We start from the raw sequence: 24,932 nt of genomic DNA, 5'->3' as shown, positions 1-24,932 counted from the left end.
AATGAATTTCACGTCAGTAGTGCTAGCCACGAGCAACGGCAACGCAGCAGCTTTCAGTTTTGACCGCATCATCGAACTTGCCCCGGAAATCTGGGTCGCCATGGCGCAGACCTTTGCGATGCTGCTGGTTTCCATCCCGATCGCGATTCTCCTGGGAACCCCGCTGGGCATTTGGCTTTACTCGATGTCTCCCAACGGTTTGCGCCCACGTCCGCGACTGCACCGAATCGTTGACGGGCTGGTCAATACAATCCGTTCCTTCCCATTCCTCATCCTGCTGATCGCCATCATCCCGTTCACCCGATTCGTTGTGGGAACTACCATTGGCACCGCGGCGGTTATCGTTCCGCTGACCATCAACGCGATCCCCTATTTCGCCCGGTTCGTGGAGCAGAACATCAGCCAGCTTGGCAATGGCGTTGTCGAAGCAGCGCAGGCCATGGGCGCCACCCGGGGACAGATCATCCGTGAAGTGCTGCTGATTGAAGCCAAGCCTGCACTGCTGTCTTCCATCACCATCATGACCGTCAGCTTCATCTCGTATTCGGCCATGGCCGGACTGGTCGGCGGAGGTGGTATCGGCGACTTCGCAATCCGCTACGGCTACTACCGCTATGAAACCGGAGTCATGCTGCTAGCCATCGTGTTGATGATCCTGCTGGTGCATGCAGTTCAGTTCGTCGGAACTCGGCTATCGCGCGCCGCTGACAAGCGCTAAACACAAAACCCGCTCAACTCGCATTTCAGTAAAGGACAACACCATGGCATTCTCTCGCCGCACCTTCCTAACTTTCACCGCCGGCTCCGCCGCACTCCTCGCGCTGGCTTCTTGCGGCCTGGCAGGTGGACAGGCCGCCGGCACCGGTGACAAGACCATCAAGGTTATTGTCACCGAATCGGCCCCATCGCAGGAACCAACCAAAATCGCACAGAAGCTGCTGGCCGAAAAGGGCTGGACTCTGGAGGCTACCTACGTCACCGACATCGTGCAGCCGAACCACGTGGTGTCCAATGGCGAATACGATGCCAACTTCTTCCAGCACGGCGCTTACCTGGAACAGTTCAAGAAGGATCAGAACGTCGACGTGGAGCCGGCCTTCTACATGTACAGCTCGCCTGCCGGCGTGTACTCGAAGAAATACGACGACATCAAGGACCTGCCCAACGGTGCGACCATCGCACTGCCTGTGGATACCGCCAACAACGGACGCGCTCTGGCCCTGTTGGATAAGGCCGGTGTCCTGAAGGTAGCTGAGGGCAAGAGCGTGATTCACTTGTCGCAGAACGACATCCTGGAGAACCCCAAGGGCTTCAAGTTCGTTGAGGTAGATCAGCAGTCGCTCTCAAAGACCCTGCCTGACGTGGATGCCGGGTTCCTTTTCGCCCGGCTCGGCGCCGAGATCGGACTGAACCCGAAGGACGCACTGCTCTTCGAAGAGGAAGAAGAAGCGCTCCCGTACATCAACATCATCGGCGCAAAGCCAGGGTTTACGGACACCGAAAAGGGCAAGGCGCTGGAAGAGGCCTACCACTCCGATGAGGTGCGCGAATGGTACGCGAGCTACCTCGACGGTGCATTGGGCACTCCTTGGGACCGCGATCTCGAAGCGGACTTCGCCACCTGGAATAAGTAGGCCCTTGGCCCCACGACGCTGAACTTCGGCGTTGTGGGGCACCACATTTTCCGACTCCTTTACTCAAAGTATCGACGTTCTGCAGGGAGAACCCATGACGATGATCGCCGCGCCCGCAATCGAAAGCCGCTACCAGGAACTTCTGGAGCGATTCCAAGCGGTCTTTGCCAGAATTGCTGAAGGAAGCTGTGAACGCGAGCAGCAGCGCATCCTGCCTTTCGAGCAGGTGCAGTGGCTCAAGGATGCCGGTTTCACCACGCTGCGTGTGCCAGAAAGCCATGGCGGTTCGCCTATCAACCACGAGCATCTGTTCCGCTTGCTGATTGAGCTGGCCGCGGCGGACTCGAATGTGGCGCACCTGCTGCGCAGCCACTTCTCCTTCGTAGAAACCATCTCCCTGCAGCCGGCAGAGTTCCAGGACCGCTGGTTCCCGCGGGTGCTTGCCGGGGAAATCTTCGGCAACGCTGCGACCGAGCGTGGCGGCAATGCCCTTGGCACCACCAATACCAAGCTGGTCCAGACCGGGCAAGGCTGGGTGCTGCGCGGCGAGAAGTACTACACCACTGGCTCGATCTTCGCCGATTGGGTAGTGGTCATGGCGACCACCGACGGGATTGAGGGGCGCCAATACGCCATCGTCGATCGCCATGCCGAGGGCGTGGAGATCCTTGACGACTGGGATGGCTTCGGCCAGCCGCTGACCGGTACCGGCACCGCGATATTCACTGACGTTGCGGTGGAAGAAGCCAATATCATTCAACGCAAGATAGCTTCCACCCTCGAACCTGCCTTCTTCCAGCTGTGCCTGCTCGCCGTACTGGCAGGTATCGGCAAGGGGGCCCGCAATGCCGCAGCAGGCATCGTTGCCAACCGCACGCGAACCTTCAACACCGGCTCCGGCGCGCTGTTCAAGGATGACGTGCAGATCCAGGAACTTGTCGGCCGTTTGGCGGCCAATGTCTTCGCTGCAGAGAGCATCGTGGTCACCGCAGCCCGGGAACTGGATTCGGCGCTCGACGAGGATCTGGGCTTGGACCCGCAAGCGGCCTACCTGCGCGCAGAGCTTGCCGTCCAGCAAGCTCACGTGGCCACGCCGAAGCTGGTCCTGGACGCCACCAGCGAGCTCTTCGACGTCACCGGGGCCTCTGCGATTTCGACCACCAAGTCGCTGGACCGCTTCTGGCGCAATGCCCGCACGGTGGCCACCCACAATCCGGTGGCCTTCAAGGCACGCTCGGTGGGGGACTACTTCATCAACGGCACCATTCCTACTGGATTGAACTCGATCGGCGAAGCAAAGGCAGGAAAATAATCATGGGTACTTTCAACGAACGCCCGCGCTTGCTGCTTTCGGCCTTCTTGATGAACACCTCCAGCCATATCCTTGGCGGAATGTGGCGCCACCCCGAAGCGCAGCAGCATCGGTTCCATGAACTGGGCCTATGGGTTGACCTGGCCAAGAAGCTGGAGGATGCAAAGTTCGATTCGCTGTTCTTCGCTGACGTGGTTGGCCTTTACGGCGAGCATGAGGGTGGTTGGGCATCGCACGTACGAAAGGGACTGCAGGTCCCCAGCCATGATCCGCTGGTCCTGCTTTCGGCATTGGCCGCCAACACCAAGGACATCGGCCTGGCGATGACCAGCTCGGTCATCCAATCCCATCCATTCCAGTTTGCCCGGCAGATCTCCACCCTGGATCATCTCTCGCAGGGGCGTGTGGCCTGGAATATCGTCACCAGCGTACTGGAAAATGCGCACCGCAATTTCGGCGGGAAAGAACTGGTCGGGCATGATGACCGCTACGGTTGGGCCGAAGAATACGTGGACGCCGCCTACAAGCTGTGGGAGGGCTCCTGGGAAGAGGATGCCTTGCTGGCCGACAAGATTTCCGGAATCTACGCAGATCCGGCCAAGGTCAACAAAATCAACCACCGCGGCGACTACTACTCCATTGACGGTCCGCACCTGGCACTGCCAAGTGCCCAGCGCACCCCGTTCCTGTTCCAGGCTGGTTCGTCGGCACGCGGTTCGCAGTTCGCGGCCACTCACGCCGAGGCGACCTTCCTCTTTGCCCCGCACGCACAGTACGTGGCGAAGAAAAATGCCCAGCTGATCGAGCACCTGGCTGCTGCCGGACGCGGCCGCGATGACATCAAGGTCTTTGCCGGCTTGTCCTTCCTCATCGGTTCCACCGAAGCTGAAGCCAAGGCATTGGAAGCCGAATACGAAGAGTACCTGGACTTGGACGCCATCATCGCGCACATCGGCGGCGGTATCGGAGTGGATCTGGGCGGACTGGATCTGGATACCCCGATCGGCCAGATCCAGACCGAGGGTGCGCAGGGAGTACTTGAAGCAGCCCGGGCTTCGGTGCCCGGCGGCAATCCGACCCTGCGCGACTTGGCCTACTACCGCGCCAAGGCACAGCAGATTTCGGGGACCCCGGAACAAATTGTCGATGAGCTCGAACGCTGGCAGGATGCTGGTATCGATGGCCTGAACGTGATGAATCATGTTCTTCCCGGCTCCTACGACAACTTCATTGAAGGAGTGCTGCCCGAACTGCGCCGCCGTGGCCTGGCCCAAAGTGGATATGCAGAGGGCAGCCTGCGCCAGAAGGTCTTTGGCCGTGGCGATTACCTGCCCGCCCATCATCCGGCGGCTAAGCACCGCGGGGCGTTCTCGCAGAACAGCGCGGCAGCCACTGGGAAAGCGGTTCAGCTGCAGCAGTGAATTCCGAACGCTTGGAAGGCCAGCGGTGTGAGCGGTTCCTGCCAATTGGACGTACTTCAGTACCTGGACGCCAAAAGTGCCAGCAACGCGGTATGGTGTCGTGCATGGACACGCAGCACGTAAATAATTCGGCAACAATCCGCAGGCTGTTGAGCACGCCTGGACGCTGGGCGGTTGTCGGGCTGACCAACAACCCAGCTCGCGTAGCTCCGTCCATCGCCCGTTTCCTGCGTGATGAACTGTCGATGCAGATTATTCCCGTGTCGTTAGGCGCGGAAACTGTAATGGGCGAACCGGGCTTCGCGAAGCTTGCTGACATTCCAGGCCCCATTGACGTGGTGGATTGCTTCGTGAACTCTTCCAAGGTGGGAGACATCGTTGACCAAGCCATTGCCGTAGGAGCGAAGGCGGTGTGGTTGCAGCTGGGCGTCATTGACGAAGCTGCCGCCCGACGGGCCAAGGATGCGGGACTGGACGTAGTGATGGATACCTGCCCCAAGATCGAGTACCCATTTCGCTAGTGAGGCATTGATGGCAACAACAGCTGGGCAAGAAGAATTGGAAAATGCGTGGGCGCAGCTGTGCCTGCGCATGCCGTGCGCTTACGCCGATTACCCCTTCGGCCCTGACAGCACCGTATTCAAAGTGGCGGGCAGTGATCCGGGCAAAGGCAAAATATTTGGGCTGCTCATGCACCTGCAAGGCGAATTAGTGCTGAACCTGAAATGCGAACCGGCTCTGGCAGACCAGCAGCGCAGCGAGCATCCGCAGATCACCGCGGGCTATCACATGAATAAGAAGCACTGGAATTCGGTTCGTGCAGGACTCGACCCGCAACTGATGGGCGAGCTCATCGAGGATTCATACGATTTAGTGGTCGACGGCATGCCCCAAAGGGATAAAGAATACATTCGTTTGCAAGGCGCAATTAACAAGGGAACCCTAGACTAGAGACATGTACTTCATCGTTGTTAAATACCAAGTAAAGCCAGAATCCACCCCGAACTTCATGGGCCATGTCGCTGAATTCACCGCGGCAACCCGCGCCGAAGAGGGCAACATCTTCTTCGATTGGTCCGTGAGCGTCGAAGACCCCAACGAATTCGTCCTGGTTGAGGCCTTCCGCGATGACGAAGCCGCGGCAAACCACGTGAACTCCGCCCACTTCGCAGCCGGTCTTGAGTCCATGCGACCACACCTGGTCTCCACCCCGAAGATCGTTTCCCGCAAGGTAGACGGCGAAGGCTGGGATTCCATGGGCGAACTGGTCATCGACTAAGTTATTGGGACAAAGGCAAAGGGAAGAACCTCTTGGTTCTTCCCTTTGCCTTTATCTTTGCCCTTGGGCTCTAGCGTCCGGCCTTGTTGCCGAAGCGGCGTATCAGTACCAAGGCGATGCCTGCCAGGACAACGACACCGGCGACGATGCCGATCCAGCTGGTGCCGAATCCGGTATCAGCTAGGTCTTCGGAGTCCCGGTTCTGGGAATCATCCTTCTGCTCATCCTTAGGCTCGCCAGACGAGTCAGGGGACCGGGTCGCGTCCCCAGTTGGCTCTGGCGAACTGGTAGGTTCTTCGGTCGCGTCGTCGGTTGCATCCTCAGATGGTTCCGGCGAATCAGTTGGATCCCCGGTTGGCTCATCTGAAGGATCCGGCGACTGCGTTGGCGCAACAGGCTCTTGCAGGACCGCGCGGCCCAGCGGAGCCGGCTCAACAACGTCATGTGCCTTGAAGTAGTTCACGGTGGCGTCCAAATCGATCTGGCCGGAGTCAGCATGATCGGTGCCGGCGGCAAACGCGGCGAAGTTATCGCCACCGGTAGCCAGGAATGCATTGGCTGCGACACGGAAGGTTGCTTCCTCGTCCAGTGGCTCGCCCTTGAAGGTGATGTCCTTGATGTGCTCGCCCTGGGCAGCGTCCTCGACGTAGGTGTAGGCGAGACCCTCGGAAATTCCCAGATGCAGCTTGTTGCGTTCCGATCCTGCAGGCTGCCACTGCTGCTCCAAGGCCTCGCGGATCTGCGCCCCGGTGAGGTTGAAGGTGATCAGGGTGTTGGCGAATGGCTGGACCTCGGCTGCGGCCTTGTAGGACACTGTGCCATCTTGGCCGTAGAGCAGGTCGGCACGCAGGCCGCCTGGGTTCATGAATGCGATCTCGGCTGGTTCGCTGGCGAAATCCTCATTAGAGGTAGCCCATAGGTGGATGTCGGCTACGGTGTTGCCCAGAGTGGATTCAACGCCTCGGTCCTGGCCGGGTTCTTCTCCACCACGAAGGATGTCTTCAGAGATGGCGCCGATCTTCACGCTGCCGACCACTTCAGCTTCCGCTTCAGCGGCGCTAACGATTTCTGCGACCTCGGCATTGGCATCAAAGTTGCCCACCCATTCGCCGTCAGCGCCCTCGGTTGCCAAGGCGATGCGCTCGGTAGCGGCCTCGGTGACTTCGCCAGTCTCAGGATCTACCTGCAAGGAAACCTTGCCCAAAGTGGTGCCGTACTGGTGGGACTGGATCACCGGGCGGCCCGCGATTTCGCAGTCGTAGGACTGGTGGGTGTGGCCCGAGAAGATCGCGTCGATCTCGTTGCTGGCCTCGCGAACGAGCTCGCCATAGGCGCTGTCTTCTTCGGCAATATCTGCGCACTGATCGCCAGCGGAACCGTTGTGGGTCAGCAGCACCACTACATCTGCCTCGCCGTTCGCTTCATCGCCATCGGAGAGCTGCTCAGCTACACGGTTCGCTGCTTCCAGTTCGCTGCCGAAATCCAGGTCGGCGATGCCAGCTGGGGAAACCAGTGAAGGCATGTCTTCGGTAACGGTGCCAATGAAGCCCACGGAAATACCGGAAATCTCGCGGATCGCGTATTCCTGGAGGGCAGGAGCCGTGGTGCCCTTTTCATAGACATTGGCGCCCAGTGCGAAGTCTGCGCCGTTGACACCGCTGGAATCGGCGTAGCTGTCGATGACGCGTCCGGTCAGGTCCGCGAATCCCTTGTCGAACTCGTGGTTGCCTACTGCCGAGACATCCAGGCCGCCAGCACCCAGGGCAGCGATGGTTGGTTCGTCATCCTGCGAGGCGGAAGCGAAGGTTGAGGCGCCGATGTTATCGCCGGCGGAGACGAATAGGGTGTTTTCGTTTTCTGCACGCATTCCATCTACAGCACCGGACAGCACAGCAGCGCCGGCAGAGCTTCTGTCAGCAGAAATGCGGCCATGGAAGTCATTGATGCCAACTAGATCAATGGTGACGGCTTCAGTACCCGCAGCTGGCGACAGGGAAGCACTCTGCGTGGATGTAGCCTGAGCTGTTGCGGCACCGGTGGCGGCCAGCGAAATCGTTGCCAGCGAAGCGAGACCGAGTTTTCTTATCTGCCTGAATGCAGGCATGGGTACTCCTAAAAGTGACGAGTGTGACAAGACATATGTCTATCGCATCTGAATGAACCTGTCGATGCTTTGGCGTTAAATTTAGGTGCAGAAGTACAAGTACTGTCGGTTATTCAACAGAAGCAACCTCCCAGCCATAGGCCAAGAGGTTGCTTCTGATTAGAGGAGTATGCAGTTATTGCTGACGCTTATGCCGCGGGTCACCTGCGGTGACGGTGGAAGTTCCAAGGATCGCACTCAGCAGCAGCATGGCTGCTCCAATGAACATGAGGGTGGAGACGACCCAGCAGGCAGTGGCTGCCTCGCGCTGCGTGGTGGTCAGTGCAAAACTGAAGATGCACACGCTGGAAACCAGTAGGAGGACTCCGGGGATTCGTGTCTTCATCATGCGCCCTTGCAGTAGAGGATCAGGCCAAGCCATCGCAGAACATAATCGCTAACGTGTTGAATAATATCCATTTTGCCACAAGTCCATCGATTTGACGATAAGCCTTAAGGTGGATGTTTCCGTGCGATGTCCTGCGTACGGCTATGAGGCCCGGCGAAGCTGCCTGACTGCTAGATGCAGGATTTGAGGATGTTCCCGATCGCGGTGTGCTCTGCCTTGGTCATCCAAACGTCGTATTTGGCTTTTACCTGGGTCTGCCGCGAGACGTAAGTGCAACGGAAGCTCTTGTTGGGTGGCAACCATGATGCCGCGTCCTTGTCGCCTTTGGAAGCATTAGTGGGGCCATCGGAAGCCAGCAGGTTCAGCGGGTCATTGGCAAATTCCAAGCGGGTCTCGGCATCCCAGCGCTGCGCGCCCTTTTGCCAGGAATCGGACAGGGCGACAACATGGTCGATTTGCACGGAGGTGCTGGTGCCTTGGCCGCGCTTGAATTCGATGGTCTTGCCCGTGTAGGGATCATCGAACGTTCCGCTCAATACAACGCAGGGTCGCGTGGCCGGTTTATATGTCACGTCCACCAAATCGCGCGAGAGGATGTCGTTGCGCGCATCGCATCCATTGCGGTCCGGATCTTTCCATCCCTTGCCGAATTCCGCTCTGTCGTAGCCGGTTTTTGGTGCGCGGCCTTTGACCGTAACCTCATTGAGCAGTTCAAGGGATTCTGCGTAGATATCACGTTGTTCTGCGGTGCTTGGCGTCGGTGCGGCTTGGGCATCAGGAAGGGGCGGGAACTCAATGGTCTCCAATGAAGAGCACGAGCTCAGAGCCAGGGTGGACAGGAGGGCGAACAAAGATAAGGTGCGACGCAGCGAACGCATGCGGTAGTACTACTCCTAAGGTGGCTGGTGCTTGAGCTAGAAGATGCTCTGACTTGAACTATAGGCAGTGGAGCGGACCATTTAGCCGTCCATGATCCGTGTTGTGGCGTGAGGTCGGATGTACCGACTTCAAGGAATGCTGCTACTCGAGCTCAGAAGAGCCCAGACCTGGAAATTCGTGTTCGAAATAGTCCAAGATCTTCTGGGTTGCGTAGTAGTCCAGAAGGTGGGCAGTGGTGAGCGGGAAGACGCTGCCGCTCTGCACCGATGGCAGCTGGGCTAGTGATTCATCCGAGGTAAATGCCGTGGTCGCTTTCTTGTTTGCGGCCAAGAGGAAGGTGGCATCTCCAGTGAGCGTTGCTGGCAGATCCCTGTAGCTGACGAAACTGAAATCTTCCCTTGGCTGTGTGGAAGTGTCGAACTTCTTTGGCGTGGATACCACCGTGAAGCCGAGTCCTCTGAACAGCTGCGCATGCGGCCCGGTGGTTTTAGCGATCGGGGATATGCCATGGGCTGCGTAGGAAATGATTGAAGCCGTGGTTCCGGATGGGATTGCCAGCATGCTTCTCAGTGCTGAAACCCGTTCGTTAATGGCTGCAGTGTTCTGCTCTGCTCGTTCTGCGGTACCAGTGGCTTCCCCGAGCAACTTTGAAAGTTCGTTCCAGTCCTTATCTGCGTAGTCCACGACAATGGTTGGGGCAATCTTCCTCAGCGCACCTACGTTGTCGACTTCGGAGTCTGCTCCTGTTGCCGCCACGATGATGAGGTCGGGTTTCTGGTCCTCGATTTCTTCCAGATCGAACTTCCCGATCTCGTAGAGCGGATCAACTTTGCGGTCCGAGGCAACATCAGCCCAATGCTTGAAGAAACCGTCGCCATCGGTATCAGGCCCCGCCGGCGCCGTTGCGCTGGCAATGACCGGCGCGTCCAGGGCCAGCAGTGAACCCGTGAGTCCTACCGAGGTCGAGACGATACGTTCAGGTTTTGCCGGGATCCGTATGGGGTCATGCATTGAATCAGTCAAGGTGCGTGGCCAATGCCCGGCTTCAAATGCCGCGGTGCCCGCATCTCTCCCTTGCTCGTCAGGTAACGCCGCGCAAGAGCCAAGGGAAAAGGCCAAGATGCCAAGGCACAAGGCAACTGCGATTCGGGACAAGCTGGGACGCACTAGGATTCTCCTGGGCCGACGGCCAGAAAATGGCTAGGCGGCATTGAGCGGCAATGAATTACTGGAAGTCTTTCCGAACCTATTTTATGTTCCCCAGACACGGGCCCGTGCGCTGGTACAAGAACAAAAGGAATCAGAGTGGCATCGCAAACGGTTATTTCCTGCACAGGGTGGAGCCTTCAGGGAAAGCTGGCTTCCCCTCAAGCAGCGAGTGGGTGAAGGCGACAAGATCTTCATTGAGTGCCGAGTCTGCCCCGACGAGCGGCATGTGGTCCAGTCCGGAGTACTCGAGGTAACCAATCTGGGCATCCGGGGTGCAAGAACTTCTGAAGAACTCGCGCTGCATCGAGGGCAAGACCAATGAATCAGCAGCGCCCTGGGCAATGAACGCCGGGTAGCCCGCCGGAACGATGGACGAATTGCGTTTCAGCACCGAGTGCAGCTGGCCGTCGAGAGCCTCGGAACTGAGAATCGGTTCGAAGAGCTGGCTGGCCTGGGCCAACCCGGTCAGCGCGCCCGTACCGGAAAAGCAATTCTGGGATAGCTGGTTTACCGCCATGCGAGAACGGGTCGTCAACCGCTCGTCGATGCCCAGATCCGGATACAGCTGGTTCCAGCTGGCGGCAATGTAGCTGGAAATGATTTTTCCCGCCGCGGTATCAGCAACCGACTCGGCCAATTCCGGAAGGTTGGTTGCCGGGGCCATGGCGGCGATGCCGAGAATCTCCAGGTTCGGAGCGTAGTCCCCGGCGGCTTCAGCCGTAGCCAGAGCCGCATGCCCGCCCTGGGAATGGCCCCACACTACGCTGGACTGTCCTAGCCGGACTCCTCGTGAATGCAGGTCTTGCAGCTGACCTGCAGCAAGAGTCGCGTCAAGCACCGCGTACGCCTCGGCAGCCGGAATCAAATAGGGATGAGGGCCGGCGGTGCCCAAGCCGACGTAATCGGTAGCGACTACTGCCCATCCGCCAGCCAACATGGTTTCACGGGCAGCAGCTGGACCATCATCATAAGGATTCGGTCCCATGGACAGCGCGCACTGGGACATGACGCCCTTGGTCCCATTGGCCCATGAGATGACAGGTAGGGTTCCCGTGGCGGACTCGGCCACGGTCACCACGCCCGAAGCTATTGCAGGAGAGCCATCGTGACCTTGCGTCGTATACAGAATTCGCCAGGCGAGAGTGTTCGGCAGAGTGCTCTTGGCCAGCGGTTCCGCGCGCAGCAACTGGCCATGGGCAGCAGGAACGCTAGCTGGCGGCAAGTAGAAATCATCCGCGGCGGCCGTATCGCTTTGGCTATGCAGAAAAGCGGTGATCGTTCCGAGCCCGAGCACGGCGATGAGGCCAATGGCGCTCAATCCTGTCAGGCTCGCGCTACGCGCAGCGCGGAGCCAGCCAGGAATTGCCGGAAGGCGAGGCCGGAGAAAAGACCACAAGCAGTGGACTCCCAAAAGGAATAACCAGCCGCCGAAAGCGACGCCGAGCACCCACAAGGAAAGCCTGGGCCAAAACATCACCAGAGCCGCGCCAAAGACACCGGCAAGTGCTGTGAGAGCGCCGCGGAAGGAATGCTGCCGCTGCCCGCGGAGCACCGCTGCAAGTCTGAGCACTCCGCCCAGGAGAAGAACCAGTGAAGTCGCCAAAGCCAGGACCGGCAAGCTGGCCCGATGCCAGAGCGGGAGGGCGACCCCGCTGAGCACCAGCAGGCCGCCAGAAAGCATCACTGGCCAGCGGCGAACGGAGTCCTGTTGAGCCTCGGCAAGGCGCACCAGGCCCGCAATCAACAGGCCAGCGCCCAGCAGCCAAATAATCAGCCGGACCGCGCTCGCCGAGTTGAGCATCAGGACGAGTCCGAGGGCAATCAGCAAAACACCGCCGAGAAGGCGCGCGAAGTTGCTGGTGCTATCGTGCTGAGCCATGGACACTCCTCGGATAACCAGTGCGGATGCGATGCTTCCAAGGTTATCCGGAGTTAAAGAGCTTGTCCCTGTGCGTGCCGTTGTGATGCTGCGGATCACTCTGATCCAGCTTTTAGCGGCGTAATCTCCCCTCGCGCAGGGTCCAGTAAGAGGAAATGTGGGAGGAACGCTTGTCGAGGTGCCAGTGCCGCGCAACTTGGCTGATCTCTTTAACCGTGGAACGCTCGGCATGAGCGATTAGCCCAAGCCGCAGATGGGGCAGCGGCAAGGAACGGAGCTCATCGGCCAGCAGTGAGCTGCGGCCCGCCGGAACGCCGTCACGCGGCAGCCAGCGTAAATCAACGCCTGGAGGATGTTTCACGTCAAACATTGCGTTCTGATCGGCAACTTCGAGCAACGCTAGACCGCGCGCATCCGAGGGCAATGCTTCGAGGGCTTTGCAGATCGCCGGGATGCCTGCTTCATCCGCGGCCAGCACGTAGTAGTCGGTATTCAGCGACAATGATGACTTGCTCCGTGAGGGGGAAATAACCAGTGGGTCCCCGGGCTGCGCTGTCCCGGCCCAATGGCCAACAGTCCCAGACTCCCCATGAACTACGAAGTCGATCGCAATTTCCGGCACAACCGCGTTGATCCAACGTATCGTGTACGACTTGGAACGCGGAACCTGATCGCGGGGCAGGCGCTGCCGCAAGGCGCGCAGATCATAGGGAGGCTCTAATCCGAGGGCGGGGTCAGCGGCAAAGACTTTCACGTATTCATCAATCGCCCCGTTGGAACGGTAGCCATCCAGATCGGGGGCGCCAGCGATGATGCGCACCATCTGGTCGTTCAGCTGTTCTACCCGGGTGATGGTCAGAATGTGCTGATCCACCTTTTCCCTTGGCGGATCCAGATATCCCAAGGCGGGGGTGTGCTGGGCCAAGGGCTCCTCGTAGGTTTCCGAGTAGCTGCGCGTCTGCGCAGGAGCAAATGGCTGCGGGGCAAGCTGCTGCGCGGGCCCCTGCGCCGTCGAGTGGTGGTAGTGCTTGAACGAGGTGCGCAGTGTCTTATCCAGGACTTTGCGTGCCGCGGTGAGTGCCGCCGCGGCGCCGGCACGTTCGGCAGCGGCCAGCAATTCGTCGGTTTCCTGCTCGTTGAGCACAGAGCTGTTGCCGATGTTCCGGTACAGCTGCTCTTTGGCCATCGCGTATCCTGCCTTTGCCCCGGCCTTTTCGGCCTGAGCGAGGATTTCCAGGGTGAGCCCTTCCCTTGGCGTCACCGTGTACTGCGGACCGTAGCTCTTGTACTTGTGGTGCTTAGACATGGTGTGCCCCTAACCCGGCCGGTGTGGGCACCAGCCTGTATGCCTGAGTATGGGGTATATCCGGCGTGGAAAACAAGTAATTTCAAGCTGGAGGGCAGGAAGTGTTCAAGGCCTGGGGTTCGTGCCATTTCCAGCGCGGAATTCCGGGGATTATTCGATATCCGATTCATTCGACATGGGGCATATCCGGTCACTAAAATCAGCTTCATGTCTGATACCTTGCCACCGTGCCCTGAATGCTCCAGCGAGTACACCTACGAAATGGATGCCCTGCTGGTCTGCCCAGAGTGCGCACATGAATGGAACGCTGAGGCCGAAGTAGCCGAAGCTGTCGAAGCAGAGATCAAGGATGCTGTCGGCAATGCGCTGCAGGACGGAGATACCGTCAGCATCACCAAAACCATGAAGGTCAAGGGCGCGCAGAGTGCGCTGAAGGCCGGAACCAAGGTGCGCAATATCCGCTTGGTCCAAGGCTCTGGCGACCATGATATCGCCGCCAAGGTGGACGGCTTCGGCCAGATGGAACTGAAGTCTTCCGTCGTCAAGAAGATCTAGGCGTTCCGCCCGCAGTTCCTCAGGCTCCCAGCATCTACGGATGGTGGGAGCCTTTAGTGTTCCATGCTGCTTGGCACGTGCCACGGCATGCAAGGTGCTCGGCTGCGCCGCCGGCGGGAATCCTCAGGCCATGGGCTAGGCGGCAGAAGAATCCTGCTGGCTCTTCTTCTTGGCGTACGAACGGGCCGCCCGCACGCGATCACCGCAACGCGTGGAGCACCAATGCCGGCGGCCATGGGTCTTGAGCAGGTAGCGGGTGCATGGCTCGGCTTCGCATTGGGCCAGCAGGCCCGCTTCCTCGCTGCTCAGAAGTGCTGCGGCGTCCTCGGCAAGTCGCGACATGGCGTGCTCGGTCAATTGCGTGGCGGGGTGTTCCAATGCGCGGAAGAATCCCTTGCCCGGCTCATGGTGCAGCAATGGGGTGCTCGGTGCTGCCAGCAGTGCGGCGTTGATGCCCTGCAGCACTTCCCGGGCCACGGGCGTGCCCGTGGCGCTGGCATGGAAAGCTTTCCTGATCTGGCTGCGAAGGGTGACCAGCCGATTCTGGCAATAGCTTTGCAACGCTGCTTCCTGGGGCACGAGACCCCGCACGATGAGCCATTGCGTGGTGTCCTCCGGGCTAGCCAGCGCGTCGAAGCTCTTGCCGCCAGGCAGCTGGATTTCGCTGTTGGCCAGATCAATGCTGCAGTGCTGCGCGGTTCCGGGGCTCGGGGGAAGGGGCATCTGGGACATGTTCCTCATGGTATCAGTATTGCTTTACCGTGATCACCTGCTAGTGTGTGTATCACGGTAAAAAATAGAAATAACATGAGAAAAGAGGTTGGCCTTGCAGCCAGTGCCACGATTCGGCTCCGCTCCCTTCGCCCTGTCGGTTCACACCGGAGGCGGACCCGGTGTAGGGCAAACCGCCCAAGATGGCCTGCAGGACACCATCGATATCGCCAAGGCTGCGGATCAATCCGAATATCACCGTTTCTGGATGTCCGAGCACCATGCCATGCCCGCGCTGTCCGTCGCATCGCCGCTGCTGATGATGGCCCGGCTCACCGCCGACACCCAGCGGATCAGGTTGGGCGCGGGCGGAGTGATGCTGCCCAACCATGCGCCGCTGGTGGTCGCGGAGCAGATCGGCATGCTCGAAGCGCTGGCTCCCGGGCGCATCGACCTGGGAGTCGGGCGCGCGCCAGGAACCGATGGGGCCACCGCGGCCGTGTTGCGCCGCGGAACCGGAGCCAACGAAACCTTCGACGAGCAACTGGCCGAGCTGGTGGGATTCCTGAATGATGATTTCCCCGCAGGGCACCCCTACAGCGAAGTCCATGCAGTGCCCGGCCCGTGGCAGAACGAGCAGAACCGCCTGCCCGCACCGGAAACGCAGACCCCGTTGTGGATCCTGGGCTCCTCGCCGTATTCGGCGCAGCTGGCCGCGCGGCTGGGCCGGCCCTACGCCTTCGCCTTGCAGTTCGGCGATGCCGATATCGACACCGCGCTGCGCATCTACCGCGAGAATTTCGTGCCTTCGGCAGTGCTCGACCGTCCGTACGTGCTCATCAGCCAAAGCGTCATCGCGGCCGAGGATCCAGAATACGCCCGTGCCGAGGCCTCGACCATGGCGATGGCCATGCTGCGGATGTTCAAGCGTGAACCCTTTGCACTGCTATCCGCCCAGGAGGTCGCAGGATATCCGGCCACGCTCAATGAGCGAGCGATCATTGACATGTACACCAACCGCACCCTGGCCGGCACGCCTTCCGAAGTGGCCCAGCGCCTGGAAGCGCTGCAGCAGTGGACCGGAGCGGATGAGTTGATGATGGTCCTTGGCAGCCACACCCCTGGCGCAGCGGTGCAAACCGTGCAGCTCATGGCCCAGCACTACCGGCCGGCTAAATAAAACCTGAAACACCCGGTGCCGTATGGCGCCATCTCGACACATCGGAAAGAGGAACTCACTATGTCCGCACCACGCAGAGCACTAATCGTCATCGACGCACAGCAGGAATACTTTGATGGCCTGCTGCAGATCCAGTACCCGGATCGCGAGCAGTCGGTAGCCACCATCGCCAATGCCATGGACGAAGCGGCAAAGGCCGGGATCCCGGTGGTTGTCGTGCAGCACCAAGCGCCCGAGGGATTCCCCGTCTTCGCCCCGGAATCCGCTACCTATGCCCTGCAGCCGCAGATCCAGGATCGGATGGAAGCTGCAGAGCACCAATTCTCCAAGAACTATGCCAGCATCTTCGCGGGTACAGGCCTGGAAGAGTGGCTTCGCGAGCGTGAAATCACCACGTTGACCCTGGTGGGCTACATGACCAATAACTGCGTGATCGGTTCTGCCGCGGCTGCCGAACCGCTGGGGTTCGCCGTGGAAGTGCTCTCCGATGCTACCGGCGCGATCGACATTGTCAACGCTGCCGGTTCCATCCCCGCCCAGCAGGTGCATGAAACCCTGATGGCCGTGCTGAATTCCAGCTGGGCTGCGGTGGCCCCGACCGCTACCTGGATCGAGGCAGTGGCATCGGGTGCTGCACTGCCCGGCGATAACCTCATCGAATCAGCTGCTCGTGGCCGTGCCGGCCAATAGCCAGGTGAGCGTCCTGTAACTGGCGGATCGCATCTTGTAAAAGGTGTGGTCCGCCATTTTTCATCTCCGGGCTGTCCGGGCAAAGGTTGACGCAAGCGGCCTGCGCGAACAAGACTCGGGCTAGGACAAGGCGGCAACAGCTAGGGGTTCATCGTGGGTTCAGCAAGCGCGGACGGACAACTCGACGCGATCATCATCGGGTGGGGCAAAGGCGGCAAGACCCTGGCAGGCACCCTGGCCCGGGCCGGGCAGCGGGTGGCGTTAATCGAGCGGTCCACCCAGATGCATGGCGGCACCTGCATCAATATCGGTTGCGTGCCGACCAAGGCCTTGATCCACGATGCCGAATCCCGCGATGGCGCCGGATACGACCAGCAGGTCTTCCAAGCCGCCGTCCAGCGCCGGGACAAGCTCACTGCCATGATGCGCGCCAAGAATTTCTCCATGCTCGACGACCTGGAGTCGGTGCTGCTGGTCAACGGCAAGGCCGCATTCACCGGACCTCGAAGCATCAGGGTCACTGCCGGTTCCGATGAGCTGGAGCTGAGCGCGGCGAAGATCATCATCAACACCGGCGCGCTTCCCGCGGTCCCGGACATTCAAGAGGCGCAGATCGGCGGGCGGGTGCATGATTCCACAACGATCCAGCATGCCCAGCTGCCCAAGACCCTGGCTGTGGTGGGCGGGGGATATGTCGGCATCGAGTTCGCCTCCATGTTTGCCCAGTTCGGATCGAAAGTCACGGTGCTGGATCGCGGAAGCCGTGCACTGTCCAAGGAAGACCCGGATGTGGCCCGGGAAGTCCAGTCCTGCCTGGAAGACGCCGGCGCCGTGATCACCAGTTCTGCTTCGGTGCGTTCGATCAGCCAGGACGAGCATGGCGCCACCGTCAGCTACGAACGCCAGGGCCGGACGCACCAGCTGCAGGCGGATGCGGTGCTGATTGCCCTGGGGCGGGTGCCGAATACTGCCGGCCTGGGGCTGGAAGCCGCCGGGGTCCGGACGGGCACCCGCGGGGAAGTCGTGGTGGACGAGTTCCTGTCCACCAATGTCCAGGGCATCTATGCCCTGGGCGACGCCAACGGCGGTCCCCAGTTCACCTATGTCTCGCTCGACGATCACCGGGTCGTGGCCAGCGGGCTGCTGGGAGACGGAACACGCAGCACCAAGGACCGGGTTGCTGTTCCGTACACCATCTTCACCACCCCGCCGCTGGCTCGCGTCGGCTTGAGCGAGGAGCAGGCTGGACAACAGGGACTGCAGGTCAGGATCGCGGTGAAGAAAGTTTCCGAGATCGCCGCCATGCCGCGCCAAGATCGTGGGCGACCCGCGGGGCATCATCAAGTTCGTCGTCGATGCGCGCAGCGAGAAGATCCTCGGAGCGGCGCTGATGCACGTGGACTCCCAGGAAGTGGTGAATCTGGTGGCGCTGGCCATGCGGCAGCGAATGAGTGCCGCTGAACTGCGCGACCAGATCTTCACCCATCCCTCGTCCACCGAAGCGCTGAACGAGGTGCTAGCGCAGCTCGGCTGAGGCCTGGACCTGGGCGGCGTCGATGAGCGCTGCGAGCTCGGCCCGCGGCTTGTTCGCGCCGAAGGCAGGCTGGCCAGGCTGCAGGCGCAAGCCTTCAGCCAGGGATCCTATCGGCAGCGGATCGAAGCCGAAATCGTCAACGATCCGGGCTGCCTGGTCAACGTCGGAGTCCAGATCGCCGGCCAGCGCGATGGCCTTGCGGCGCTCGGCGCCGGCCGGACGGGACTCGTCCTCGAGGTCGTGGTAGCCCATGTGGTTGAAGGCCTTGACGACCCGCGAACCTGGCAGGAACTCCTGGATCAAATTGCTGGTGGAGACCTGAGGGCCGTTCAGGTCCTCGCGGATGCCATCCGTTTCCCACCAGTAGTTCATGGCGTCGATGACCAGCTTGCCTGCGAGCTCGGCAGCCGGAATATTCCGGTACTTGCCCAGTGGCAGGGCCAGTATGGCAATGTCGGCTTCCCGCGCGGCGGTTGCCGGATCCACGGCCAGCGCGCCCGGAGTCAGGATCTCGATGGTCAGGGCAATGGCGCCGGGGTCGCCGGAGCCGGCGATGAGCACCTTGTAGCCGGCCTGCAAGGCGCGGCGGGCAAGAACCGTGCCGATCTTTCCAGCGCCGAGGATGCCGATGGTCTGCTGTGTCATTTTCTCTCCTTCAGGCAGGTCTTCGAATCCGGGTCTAGCTCTCGGAAAGCATTTCGCGTACCAGCGGGATGACCTTTTCGCCGTAGAGTTCCACGGCACGCAAGCGGGCGCCAGCTTCTACCGCGCCGCCGGAGTAGATCAAATCGAAACGGCCGATATCCAGGGACTTGAGGGTCTTGGCGATCTTGCGGGCCACGGTTTCCGGCGAGCCGACGTACAGCGAGCCTTCGCTGATCTCGTGCTCGAATTCTCCGCGGCCCATTGGGCTCCAGCCACGGGACGCGCCGATGCGGTCACGCTGTTCCTTGTAGGCGTCGAACATGTGCTCGCGGGCCAGCTCGTCGGTTTCTGCCACGAAGCCGGGGGAGTGCAGGCCCACGGGCAGGGTTGGGTGGCCGAACTGGTCGTTGGCCCGGCGGTACAGGTCGATGTAGGGTGCGAAGCGCTCGGGGGACCCGCCGATGACAGCGAGCATCATGCGCAATCCGTAGTGCGCGGTGCGGATGACCGACTGCGGGGAACCGCCCACGCCCACCCAGGTGTTCAGGCGGCCGGACTCGGTCTTCGGGAATACTTCCATATCCTCCAGCGGTGCACGCTTGGTTCCCTGCCAGGTCACCGGCTTTTCGTCGAGCAGCTTGTGGAACAGGTCGATCTTCTCGTCGAAAAGCAGTTCGTAGTCAGCCATGTTATGGCCGAACAACGGGAAGGACTCGGTAAAGGAGCCGCGGCCCAGCATGACCTCGGCACGTCCGTTGGACAAGGCATCAACAGTGGCGAAGCGCTGGAAGACGCGGACCGGATCGTCGGAGGACAGCACGGTCACGCCGGATCCGAGGCGGATCCGCTCGGTCGCCGTGGCAATGCCCGCCAGAACGGTCTCGGGGCTGGAGATGGCGTATTCCGGGCGGTGGTGTTCGCCGACAGCGATCACATCGACGCCGGCCTGATCGGCCGCGATGGCTTCTTGGACCGTGGCGCGGATGCCCTTCGCATGGGTTACCAGCTTGCCTGACTTGTCGCTGGGTACGTCGCCAAAGGTGTCGAGGCCGAATTCGATGTTCTCGAAGGCGTTCATTGCGTGTTCCCCGTTTCAAATACTTGGTTGATGCATCAATTATCACCTTAATTCATTGACGTGTCAACTACTTTAGTTTGGCCCTCTCCAGCTGATCTATTGAGAGCTGCAAAGGAGCCAAACTGCAACGGATTCGTGCTGGATTGGACTCGCCGCGCACGGCTACGGTGGGAACGCCATTCGTTCGAGTTTGGCGAGGAGGAATTACCATGCGAACTCAACGAACCTCCCCGGTGCCATTGGCGCTCGCTGTTGCGGTGCTCATGCTTGCGGCCGGCTGCAGCCAAGGCCCCGGCAGTGAAACGCCCGAAAGCCCGCCGCAGCCAACCAGCGCTGATACTGCTACCGCGGAGCCGCCAGCCAGCACCGGCGCCTCTACTGAGGCGCAGAGCGCGGATCCGGCGGTGAGTTCCGCGGAGCCCACCACAGCCGCCCTGACGCTGTTCTATGTTGCCGTGGGCGATGAGGGGAAGTCGGGGTCGGAGATCGGCTGCGGCGACTCGCTGGTCGCGACCGAAACGGGACCAGAGGAATTCACCAACCAAGTCGAGGCCTCGATCACCGCACTCCTGGCTGATGACGAGGAAATGCTCGGAGAATCAGTGCTGCGCAACGCCTTGGCCGGCTCCGACCTCGACTACGTTTCATCGGCGGTGGAAGGCGATGCGGTGACCGTCGAATTGAGCGGAACCGTGAAATCCGGCGGCGCCTGCGATGATCCGCGCATTGTCGAATAGCTCCAATACACCGCGATGACCGCGGCCGGTACCGGCGAGGCCCGGATCCTTGTTAACGGAAAAGAGCTCGAAGAAGTGCTCAGCGCCAAATAATCTGCCCAAACAAAAACGGCGGCCCTGCCCAAAGAGGAGGACCGCCGCCAACTGCACTCAGTGGCCTGCCGCGGGATAGGCGCGCACCAGCGCGGAAAGCAGTTCCGGTGCCCACCAGGCCCAGTCGTGGCCGCCGGAGAACAGCTGGTACTGGATGCGCTGTGCAGCATCGCTGCCCTGCAAGGCGCCGAGGGTCTGCGCACAGGATTCGGCAATGCGCGTTTCATAGCACCCCGCCTGGATTTCCAGCTCAACGTGCGCAGCCAATGACTGCAGCTGCGCGGACACATCGGTGTGCCACAGCGAGGGGGATTGCGCCACTGCCTTGCCGAACAGTTCCGGGTAAAGCAGAACCCCCAGCATCGCGGCGAGACCGCCGAAAGACGAACCGGTGAGCAGCGTGCCGGCAGGATCGGCCCGCACGTTGAAGCCGCTGCGCGCCCAGGGCAGGAACTGCCCAGCCAGCGAGCGGGTGGTGCCCGTTGCGTGCGGCAACTCGTCGGAGCGCAGCGGAATCGACGTGGAATCCACGAACATCACGTGCACCGGCGCCAGCACTTTGGCGTTGATCGCATTGTCCAGGCTCTCGGCGAAGGACAGGTGCTTCACCCAGGTGGCCCCGTCATGCACGACCACCAGCGGGGTCGGCTCCTGCTGGGCGCCGGATTCGCTGCCTGGCGGCTGGTACATCCACACGCTGCGTTCGCGTGCGCAGTTCTCATCCTGCACAAGGTGGTGGCTCAGCCGCGGGTGCAACCCCTGCGTGCCGGCCTCGGCCGCACCCCAGCCGCCCAGCGATGGCCCACTGCGCCCCGCGGCGGGAACCGCCGGGGCCAGATGCGGGTTGGCCGTGGCCTGGGGGCCACGGAACACCGACACCGCGGCGCCGTTCATGGTGGCCGAACCCCGCGGGTTCAGCGGATCGGGGCCTCCGCCATCAGCCACCAGCCGGATCGCGCGGCGGTCCGCTGCCTGATGCCAGGGGGCCGGGCCGTCACCGCGGTGCACGGTGATCCGGTAGGAGGCGACCCAGTCGGCAGGCACCAGCAGGGTAATGCTCCACAGGCGCTCGCCGGACTGCTCGAATTCGCTGGCCGCCAGGTCCTCATGGTCCACTAGCGCATTGGCCGACAGGATCACCGCCCGCGCCGGATCCGCGGGCTGCTCGTCGAGGAACAGGAACGTCGCATGCACCATGTCCTGGCCGCCAACGCCTGTCGTGGCGCAGCGGTCGACCAGCGGGTAGTCCAGGCTGCCCGCGGCCAGGGCCGCCGGCAGGGCGGCGATGCCTTCGGGACTGACCCGGGAAGCGAGGAATCCGCGCGCCCGCGGGGTGGCCGCCCCGTTGCCGCGGGCTTCGACCCGCGGTGCTGCCGCGGCGTACGGGGTGCGCTCAGTGTGCATGGGCATGCTCATGTCCCGGGCGCTCGTAGTCCATCTCGTCCTTGACCCGGTCATGGTCCGAGTCCTTGCCGTAGGCCACCTCGTCCATCGATTGGTGCCAGTAGCCGATGATCAGCCGGTTGGCGCGCTCGATCCCTACGCGGGCCGCCCACTTGCGGGCGAAGCGCACCACCTGCGACTCGGCCCCGACCCACAGGTGCACGCCGGAAAAGTCTGCGTGACCGGCCGGCGGCTGCAGCCGGTCCATCGCCTCGATGAGCAGCCCGGCGCTTCCCGCCGGCGCCCCGCCGCGCGTCAGCCAGTGCACCTGCACGCCCTCGGGCTTGGCCAGCGGGTGGATGTCGTCCTCGTCCGCCACCTCGATGAACACCTGGCCGAGCTGGCCGGCGGGCATCTGCTCCAGGGTGTCGCTGATGGCAGGCAGCGCGGTCTCATCGCCGAAGAGCAGGGCGTGGCCGCCGGGCTTGAGCACCAGCCCGCCGCCGCCCAGGGCGCCGAGCACATCGCCCGGGGCGATGCGTTCCACCCAGGCGCTGGCCAGCCCCTCGTCCCCGTGGCGGACGAAGTCGATGGCCAGCTGCGAGGCCGGCTGGTCCATGAAGCGCACCGTGTAGGTGCGCACCCGCGAGCGCTGGTCGCCGGTGAAGACCCAGCGTCCGCGCTCGTCCTCGCCGGGCTGGTCCAGCGCCTTGCCCGGGGCAGGGAAATAGATCTTGATGTTCGGCACGCACGGCGGGGCGGCCAGGTACTCGGCCACCCCGGCTCCGCAGAACACCACCCGGCGCATCCGCGGGGTGTAGTCGATGATCTCCTCGACGATCATTTCATTGGCTGGCATGGGTGCTCCTCGGGTCAGGTTCGGGTAGTCGGTCGGGTGAGCAGGTAGAGCAAGTAGAGGCCGCCGGCCAGCGAGGTGGCCAGGCCGATGGGCACCTGCGCGCGCAGCGGCAGATGCTGGGTGGCCACGTCGCAGGCCAGCAGCAGCAGCGCCCCGGTGAGCGCCGCCTGCCAGATCGGCACCGTGCGGTTGCCGATCAGCTGGCGGATGATCTGCCCGGAGGCCAAAGCCACGAAAGCGATCGGGCCGGCGGCGGCGGTGGCCGCGGCGGTCAGGCAGACGGCGGCGAAGATCGTGATCCGGCGGACCAGTTCGGCGCTGACGCCCAGCGCCTGGGCGGTGTCATCGCCCATTTCCAACAGGGTCAGGTGCCGGCCGTGCGCCATCAGCAGCGGCAGCAGCGCCAGCAGGCACAGGCCCACCAGGCCCGCGTCGGCCCAGCTGCGCCCGCCCAGCGATCCCGAAAGCCACAGGTTCGCCTGGGCGGCCAGGTCCGCGTCCCCCTTGGAGAGCAGGATGGTGTTCACCGCGCCGAGCATGGCGCCCACGCCGATGCCGATGATCACCAGGCGCTGCCCGCCGGTGGTGCGCTTGGAGAAGGACAGCGCGTACACCGCCGCGGCCGTGAGCAGCCCGCAGGCCATGGCGGCCAGGCCGGTGGCCCAGGCGCCGGCGTTGAACAGCACGATCTGCGCCACGGCGCCAGTGGCGGCGCCCGTGGTGAAGCCGATGATGTCGGGGCTGCCCAGCGGGTTGCGGGAGATCGACTGGAAGCAGGCGCCGGCCGCGCCCAGGGCCGCGCCCACGCCAATGGCGGTGAGCACGCGCGGGGCGCGGATCTTCTGCACCACCAGCACGTCCTTCGGCTCGCCGGAACCCAGCAGCGCGCCGAGCACCTGGCCCGGGCCCAGCATGATGGTTCCGGTGCCCATCGCCAGCAGCGCGCCGAGCGTCAGCAGCAGCGCCAGGATGCCGAGCACCAGGCGGGTGCGGGTGCGGGTGAATCGCTGTGTTGCAGGGGTTCGGGTGCTCATTTGCCCGCCTTCAGTCGTCGACGGGCCAGGTAGATGAACACCGGTGCGCCGATCAGGGCGCTCATCGCCCCGGCACCGATTTCCGCCGGGGCGGCCACCATGCGCCCGGCGATGTCGGCGATGAGCAGCACACCGGCGCCCAGCAGCATGGACAGCGGCAGGCTGCGCAGGTGCTGTGCGCCAACGAGCATCCGCGCCGCATGCGGGGCGGCCAGGCCGACAAAGCTGATCGGCCCGGCGGCCGCGGTGGCGGCCCCGGCCAGCAGCATCACCGCGAGCGAGGACAGCAGCCAGGCCCGGGTGGGATTCACGCCCAGCGCGCGGGCGCTGTCTTCGCCCAGGGCCAGTGCGTCCAGCGAACGGGACAGGCCCAGTGCGATCACCGCGCCGGCGAGCACCACCAGCGCGGCGATCGGCAGCACGTCGTAGCCGCGGCCCTGCAGCGAGCCGGTGGTCCAGGAAGCGAAGCGCTCATGGGTTTCGGTGCCGCCGCCGATGACCAGGATCTGCGTGGCGGCCATCAGCATCACCGACAGCCCGGCGCCGGCGAGCACCAGGCGCACCACGTCATTGCCCGACTGCCTGCGGCTGCCCATGAAGTAGACGATGAGGCTGGCCGCGGCCGCCCCGGCGAAGGCAAAGGACATGTAGCCGGCCGGCTGCACGACCCCGACGGTGATCGCGATGGCCACCGCGAAGGCGGCGCCGGCGTTCACGCCCAGCAGCCCGGGCTCGGCCAGCGGGTTGCGGGTCATGGACTGCATCAGCGCGCCGGCCAACCCCAGCCCGGCGCCGACCACCACGGCCAGCAGCGTGCGCGGCACGCGCAGCTCGCGCACCAGCAGGTGGTCGTTGTTCCCCGGATCGAAGCTGGCCAGGGCGGCCCAGGACTCGGCCAGCGAGATGTTCTTGGTGCCCAGTGCGCAGGAGAGCAGCCCCAGCAGCATCAGGACGGCCGAAGCCGCCAGCCAGGGCGAAACCCTGGGCCGGCGGCGGGCACTGCGTTCTTGAAGCACTGCCGG

The 24,932-nt window shown here is 62.4% G+C and carries 25 protein-coding genes and 1 pseudogene; 13 read left to right on the top strand and 13 right to left on the bottom strand.

All coding sequences use genetic code 11. The annotated features are described in order from the left end of the window. Nucleotide 1 precedes the first annotated feature (1 nt). The 7 genes from ACIQTS_RS14120 (at nucleotide 2) to ACIQTS_RS14090 (ending at nucleotide 5,646) form a co-directional block, all read left to right on the top strand. Complete coding sequence (locus tag ACIQTS_RS14120; protein ID WP_105657960.1) at nucleotides 2-718, top strand: methionine ABC transporter permease; 717 nt, start codon at nucleotides 2-4, stop codon at nucleotides 716-718. Nucleotides 719-761: 43 nt separating this feature from the next. Then, nucleotides 762-1,634 carry a MetQ/NlpA family ABC transporter substrate-binding protein gene (locus ACIQTS_RS14115; RefSeq protein ID WP_105657961.1) on the top strand — a complete coding sequence of 291 codons (873 nt, stop codon included), beginning with the start codon at nucleotides 762-764 and terminating at the stop codon, nucleotides 1,632-1,634. A 94-nt stretch (nucleotides 1,635-1,728) separates the two neighbouring features. Next, nucleotides 1,729-2,946, top strand: coding sequence for an acyl-CoA dehydrogenase family protein (locus tag ACIQTS_RS14110; protein ID WP_402473708.1), 1,218 nt, complete (start codon nucleotides 1,729-1,731; stop codon nucleotides 2,944-2,946). 2 nt (nucleotides 2,947-2,948) lie between these two features. Beyond that, nucleotides 2,949-4,367, top strand: coding sequence for an NtaA/DmoA family FMN-dependent monooxygenase (locus tag ACIQTS_RS14105; RefSeq protein WP_400291123.1), 1,419 nt, complete (start codon nucleotides 2,949-2,951; stop codon nucleotides 4,365-4,367). Between the two features lie 104 nt (nucleotides 4,368-4,471). Then, nucleotides 4,472-4,888, top strand: a complete 417-nt coding sequence (locus ACIQTS_RS14100) for a CoA-binding protein (RefSeq protein ID WP_332502855.1) — start codon at nucleotides 4,472-4,474, stop codon at nucleotides 4,886-4,888. A gap of 10 nt (nucleotides 4,889-4,898) precedes the next feature. After that, nucleotides 4,899-5,318, top strand: coding sequence for an MmcQ/YjbR family DNA-binding protein (locus ACIQTS_RS14095; protein ID WP_105657964.1), 420 nt, complete (start codon nucleotides 4,899-4,901; stop codon nucleotides 5,316-5,318). A 4-nt stretch (nucleotides 5,319-5,322) separates the two neighbouring features. Further along, on the top strand, nucleotides 5,323-5,646 hold the full coding sequence (locus tag ACIQTS_RS14090) for a putative quinol monooxygenase (protein WP_105657965.1): 324 nt from the start codon (nucleotides 5,323-5,325) through the stop codon (nucleotides 5,644-5,646). A 70-nt stretch (nucleotides 5,647-5,716) separates the two neighbouring features. Here ACIQTS_RS14090 and ACIQTS_RS14085 read toward each other — a convergent pair whose 3' ends face one another. From ACIQTS_RS14085 to ACIQTS_RS14060, 6 genes are all read right to left on the bottom strand, one after another. Further along, nucleotides 5,717-7,750, bottom strand: a complete 2,034-nt coding sequence (locus ACIQTS_RS14085; RefSeq protein WP_105657966.1) for a bifunctional UDP-sugar hydrolase/5'-nucleotidase — start codon at nucleotides 7,748-7,750, stop codon at nucleotides 5,717-5,719. 175 nt (nucleotides 7,751-7,925) lie between these two features. Next, complete coding sequence (locus ACIQTS_RS14080) at nucleotides 7,926-8,138, bottom strand: hypothetical protein (RefSeq protein ID WP_105657967.1); 213 nt, start codon at nucleotides 8,136-8,138, stop codon at nucleotides 7,926-7,928. Nucleotides 8,139-8,308: 170 nt separating this feature from the next. Beyond that, entirely contained in the window at nucleotides 8,309-9,016 is a 708-nt protein-coding gene (locus tag ACIQTS_RS14075; RefSeq protein WP_332488394.1) for an HNH endonuclease family protein, read from the bottom strand. Nucleotides 9,017-9,158: 142 nt separating this feature from the next. After that, nucleotides 9,159-10,184: a Fe2+-enterobactin ABC transporter substrate-binding protein gene (gene fepB, locus ACIQTS_RS14070; RefSeq protein WP_402473707.1), complete on the bottom strand. Its 1,026-nt coding sequence runs from the start codon at nucleotides 10,182-10,184 to the stop codon at nucleotides 9,159-9,161. 154 nt (nucleotides 10,185-10,338) lie between these two features. Next, the gene (locus tag ACIQTS_RS14065; protein WP_402473706.1) at nucleotides 10,339-12,105 is read right to left on the bottom strand and encodes a lipase family protein; all 1,767 of its coding nucleotides are present in this window, start codon (nucleotides 12,103-12,105) and stop codon (nucleotides 10,339-10,341) included. A 112-nt stretch (nucleotides 12,106-12,217) separates the two neighbouring features. Continuing rightward, nucleotides 12,218-13,411, bottom strand: a complete 1,194-nt coding sequence (locus tag ACIQTS_RS14060) for a siderophore-interacting protein (protein WP_402473705.1) — start codon at nucleotides 13,409-13,411, stop codon at nucleotides 12,218-12,220. Nucleotides 13,412-13,618: 207 nt separating this feature from the next. Between ACIQTS_RS14060 and ACIQTS_RS14055 the strand changes: the two genes are divergently transcribed. Then, the gene (locus tag ACIQTS_RS14055; protein ID WP_402473704.1) at nucleotides 13,619-13,966 is read left to right on the top strand and encodes a zinc ribbon domain-containing protein YjdM; all 348 of its coding nucleotides are present in this window, start codon (nucleotides 13,619-13,621) and stop codon (nucleotides 13,964-13,966) included. A 135-nt stretch (nucleotides 13,967-14,101) separates the two neighbouring features. Here the strand turns inward: ACIQTS_RS14055 and ACIQTS_RS14050 are convergent, their stop codons facing one another. Beyond that, on the bottom strand, nucleotides 14,102-14,698 hold the full coding sequence (locus ACIQTS_RS14050; RefSeq protein WP_332728319.1) for a CGNR zinc finger domain-containing protein: 597 nt from the start codon (nucleotides 14,696-14,698) through the stop codon (nucleotides 14,102-14,104). A 103-nt stretch (nucleotides 14,699-14,801) separates the two neighbouring features. Here ACIQTS_RS14050 and ACIQTS_RS14045 point away from each other — a divergent pair, with 103 nt between their 5' ends. From ACIQTS_RS14045 to ACIQTS_RS14030, 4 genes and pseudogenes are all read left to right on the top strand, one after another. Beyond that, nucleotides 14,802-15,857, top strand: a complete 1,056-nt coding sequence (locus ACIQTS_RS14045) for an LLM class flavin-dependent oxidoreductase (RefSeq protein ID WP_402473754.1) — start codon at nucleotides 14,802-14,804, stop codon at nucleotides 15,855-15,857. 60 nt (nucleotides 15,858-15,917) lie between these two features. Next, on the top strand, nucleotides 15,918-16,547 hold the full coding sequence (locus tag ACIQTS_RS14040) for an isochorismatase family protein (protein WP_402473703.1): 630 nt from the start codon (nucleotides 15,918-15,920) through the stop codon (nucleotides 16,545-16,547). Between the two features lie 153 nt (nucleotides 16,548-16,700). Next, nucleotides 16,701-17,597 (top strand): annotated as a pseudogene (locus ACIQTS_RS14035) (FAD-dependent oxidoreductase); the annotation flags it as partial. Nucleotides 17,598-17,865: 268 nt separating this feature from the next. Beyond that, entirely contained in the window at nucleotides 17,866-18,081 is a 216-nt protein-coding gene (locus ACIQTS_RS14030; RefSeq protein ID WP_400291141.1) for a hypothetical protein, read from the top strand. Here the strand turns inward: ACIQTS_RS14030 and ACIQTS_RS14025 are convergent. After that, on the bottom strand, nucleotides 18,064-18,744 hold the full coding sequence (locus tag ACIQTS_RS14025; protein ID WP_402473753.1) for an NADPH-dependent F420 reductase: 681 nt from the start codon (nucleotides 18,742-18,744) through the stop codon (nucleotides 18,064-18,066). The genes ACIQTS_RS14030 and ACIQTS_RS14025 overlap by 18 nt on opposite strands. 16 nt (nucleotides 18,745-18,760) lie before the next feature. Next, the gene (locus ACIQTS_RS14020; protein WP_402473702.1) at nucleotides 18,761-19,804 is read right to left on the bottom strand and encodes an LLM class flavin-dependent oxidoreductase; all 1,044 of its coding nucleotides are present in this window, start codon (nucleotides 19,802-19,804) and stop codon (nucleotides 18,761-18,763) included. A gap of 209 nt (nucleotides 19,805-20,013) precedes the next feature. Between ACIQTS_RS14020 and ACIQTS_RS14015 the strand changes: the two genes are divergently transcribed. Continuing rightward, nucleotides 20,014-20,541, top strand: a complete 528-nt coding sequence (locus tag ACIQTS_RS14015) for a hypothetical protein (RefSeq protein WP_402473701.1) — start codon at nucleotides 20,014-20,016, stop codon at nucleotides 20,539-20,541. A 150-nt stretch (nucleotides 20,542-20,691) separates the two neighbouring features. Here ACIQTS_RS14015 and ACIQTS_RS14010 read toward each other — a convergent pair whose 3' ends face one another. From ACIQTS_RS14010 to ACIQTS_RS13995, 4 genes are read right to left on the bottom strand one after another with little or no spacing between them, the layout of a single operon-like run. Next, a complete protein-coding gene (locus ACIQTS_RS14010) occupies nucleotides 20,692-22,044 on the bottom strand; it encodes an enterochelin esterase domain-containing protein (RefSeq protein ID WP_402473700.1) in 1,353 nt (450 codons plus the stop codon). Next, nucleotides 22,028-22,876 carry a siderophore-interacting protein gene (locus ACIQTS_RS14005; RefSeq protein ID WP_402473699.1) on the bottom strand — a complete coding sequence of 283 codons (849 nt, stop codon included), beginning with the start codon at nucleotides 22,874-22,876 and terminating at the stop codon, nucleotides 22,028-22,030. The genes ACIQTS_RS14010 and ACIQTS_RS14005 overlap by 17 nt, the downstream gene beginning before the upstream one ends. Before the next feature lie 14 nt (nucleotides 22,877-22,890). Then, nucleotides 22,891-23,910: a FecCD family ABC transporter permease gene (locus tag ACIQTS_RS14000; protein ID WP_402473698.1), complete on the bottom strand. Its 1,020-nt coding sequence runs from the start codon at nucleotides 23,908-23,910 to the stop codon at nucleotides 22,891-22,893. Continuing rightward, the gene (locus ACIQTS_RS13995; protein WP_400291153.1) at nucleotides 23,907-24,926 is read right to left on the bottom strand and encodes a FecCD family ABC transporter permease; all 1,020 of its coding nucleotides are present in this window, start codon (nucleotides 24,924-24,926) and stop codon (nucleotides 23,907-23,909) included. The genes ACIQTS_RS14000 and ACIQTS_RS13995 overlap by 4 nt, the downstream gene beginning before the upstream one ends. Between the last annotated feature and the right edge of the window lie 6 nt (nucleotides 24,927-24,932).

Source organism: Glutamicibacter sp. NPDC090743 (assembly GCF_044769125.1).
Lineage (GTDB): Bacteria > Actinomycetota > Actinomycetes > Actinomycetales > Micrococcaceae > Glutamicibacter.
This window is presented reverse-complemented; position numbering and strand designations above follow the sequence as displayed.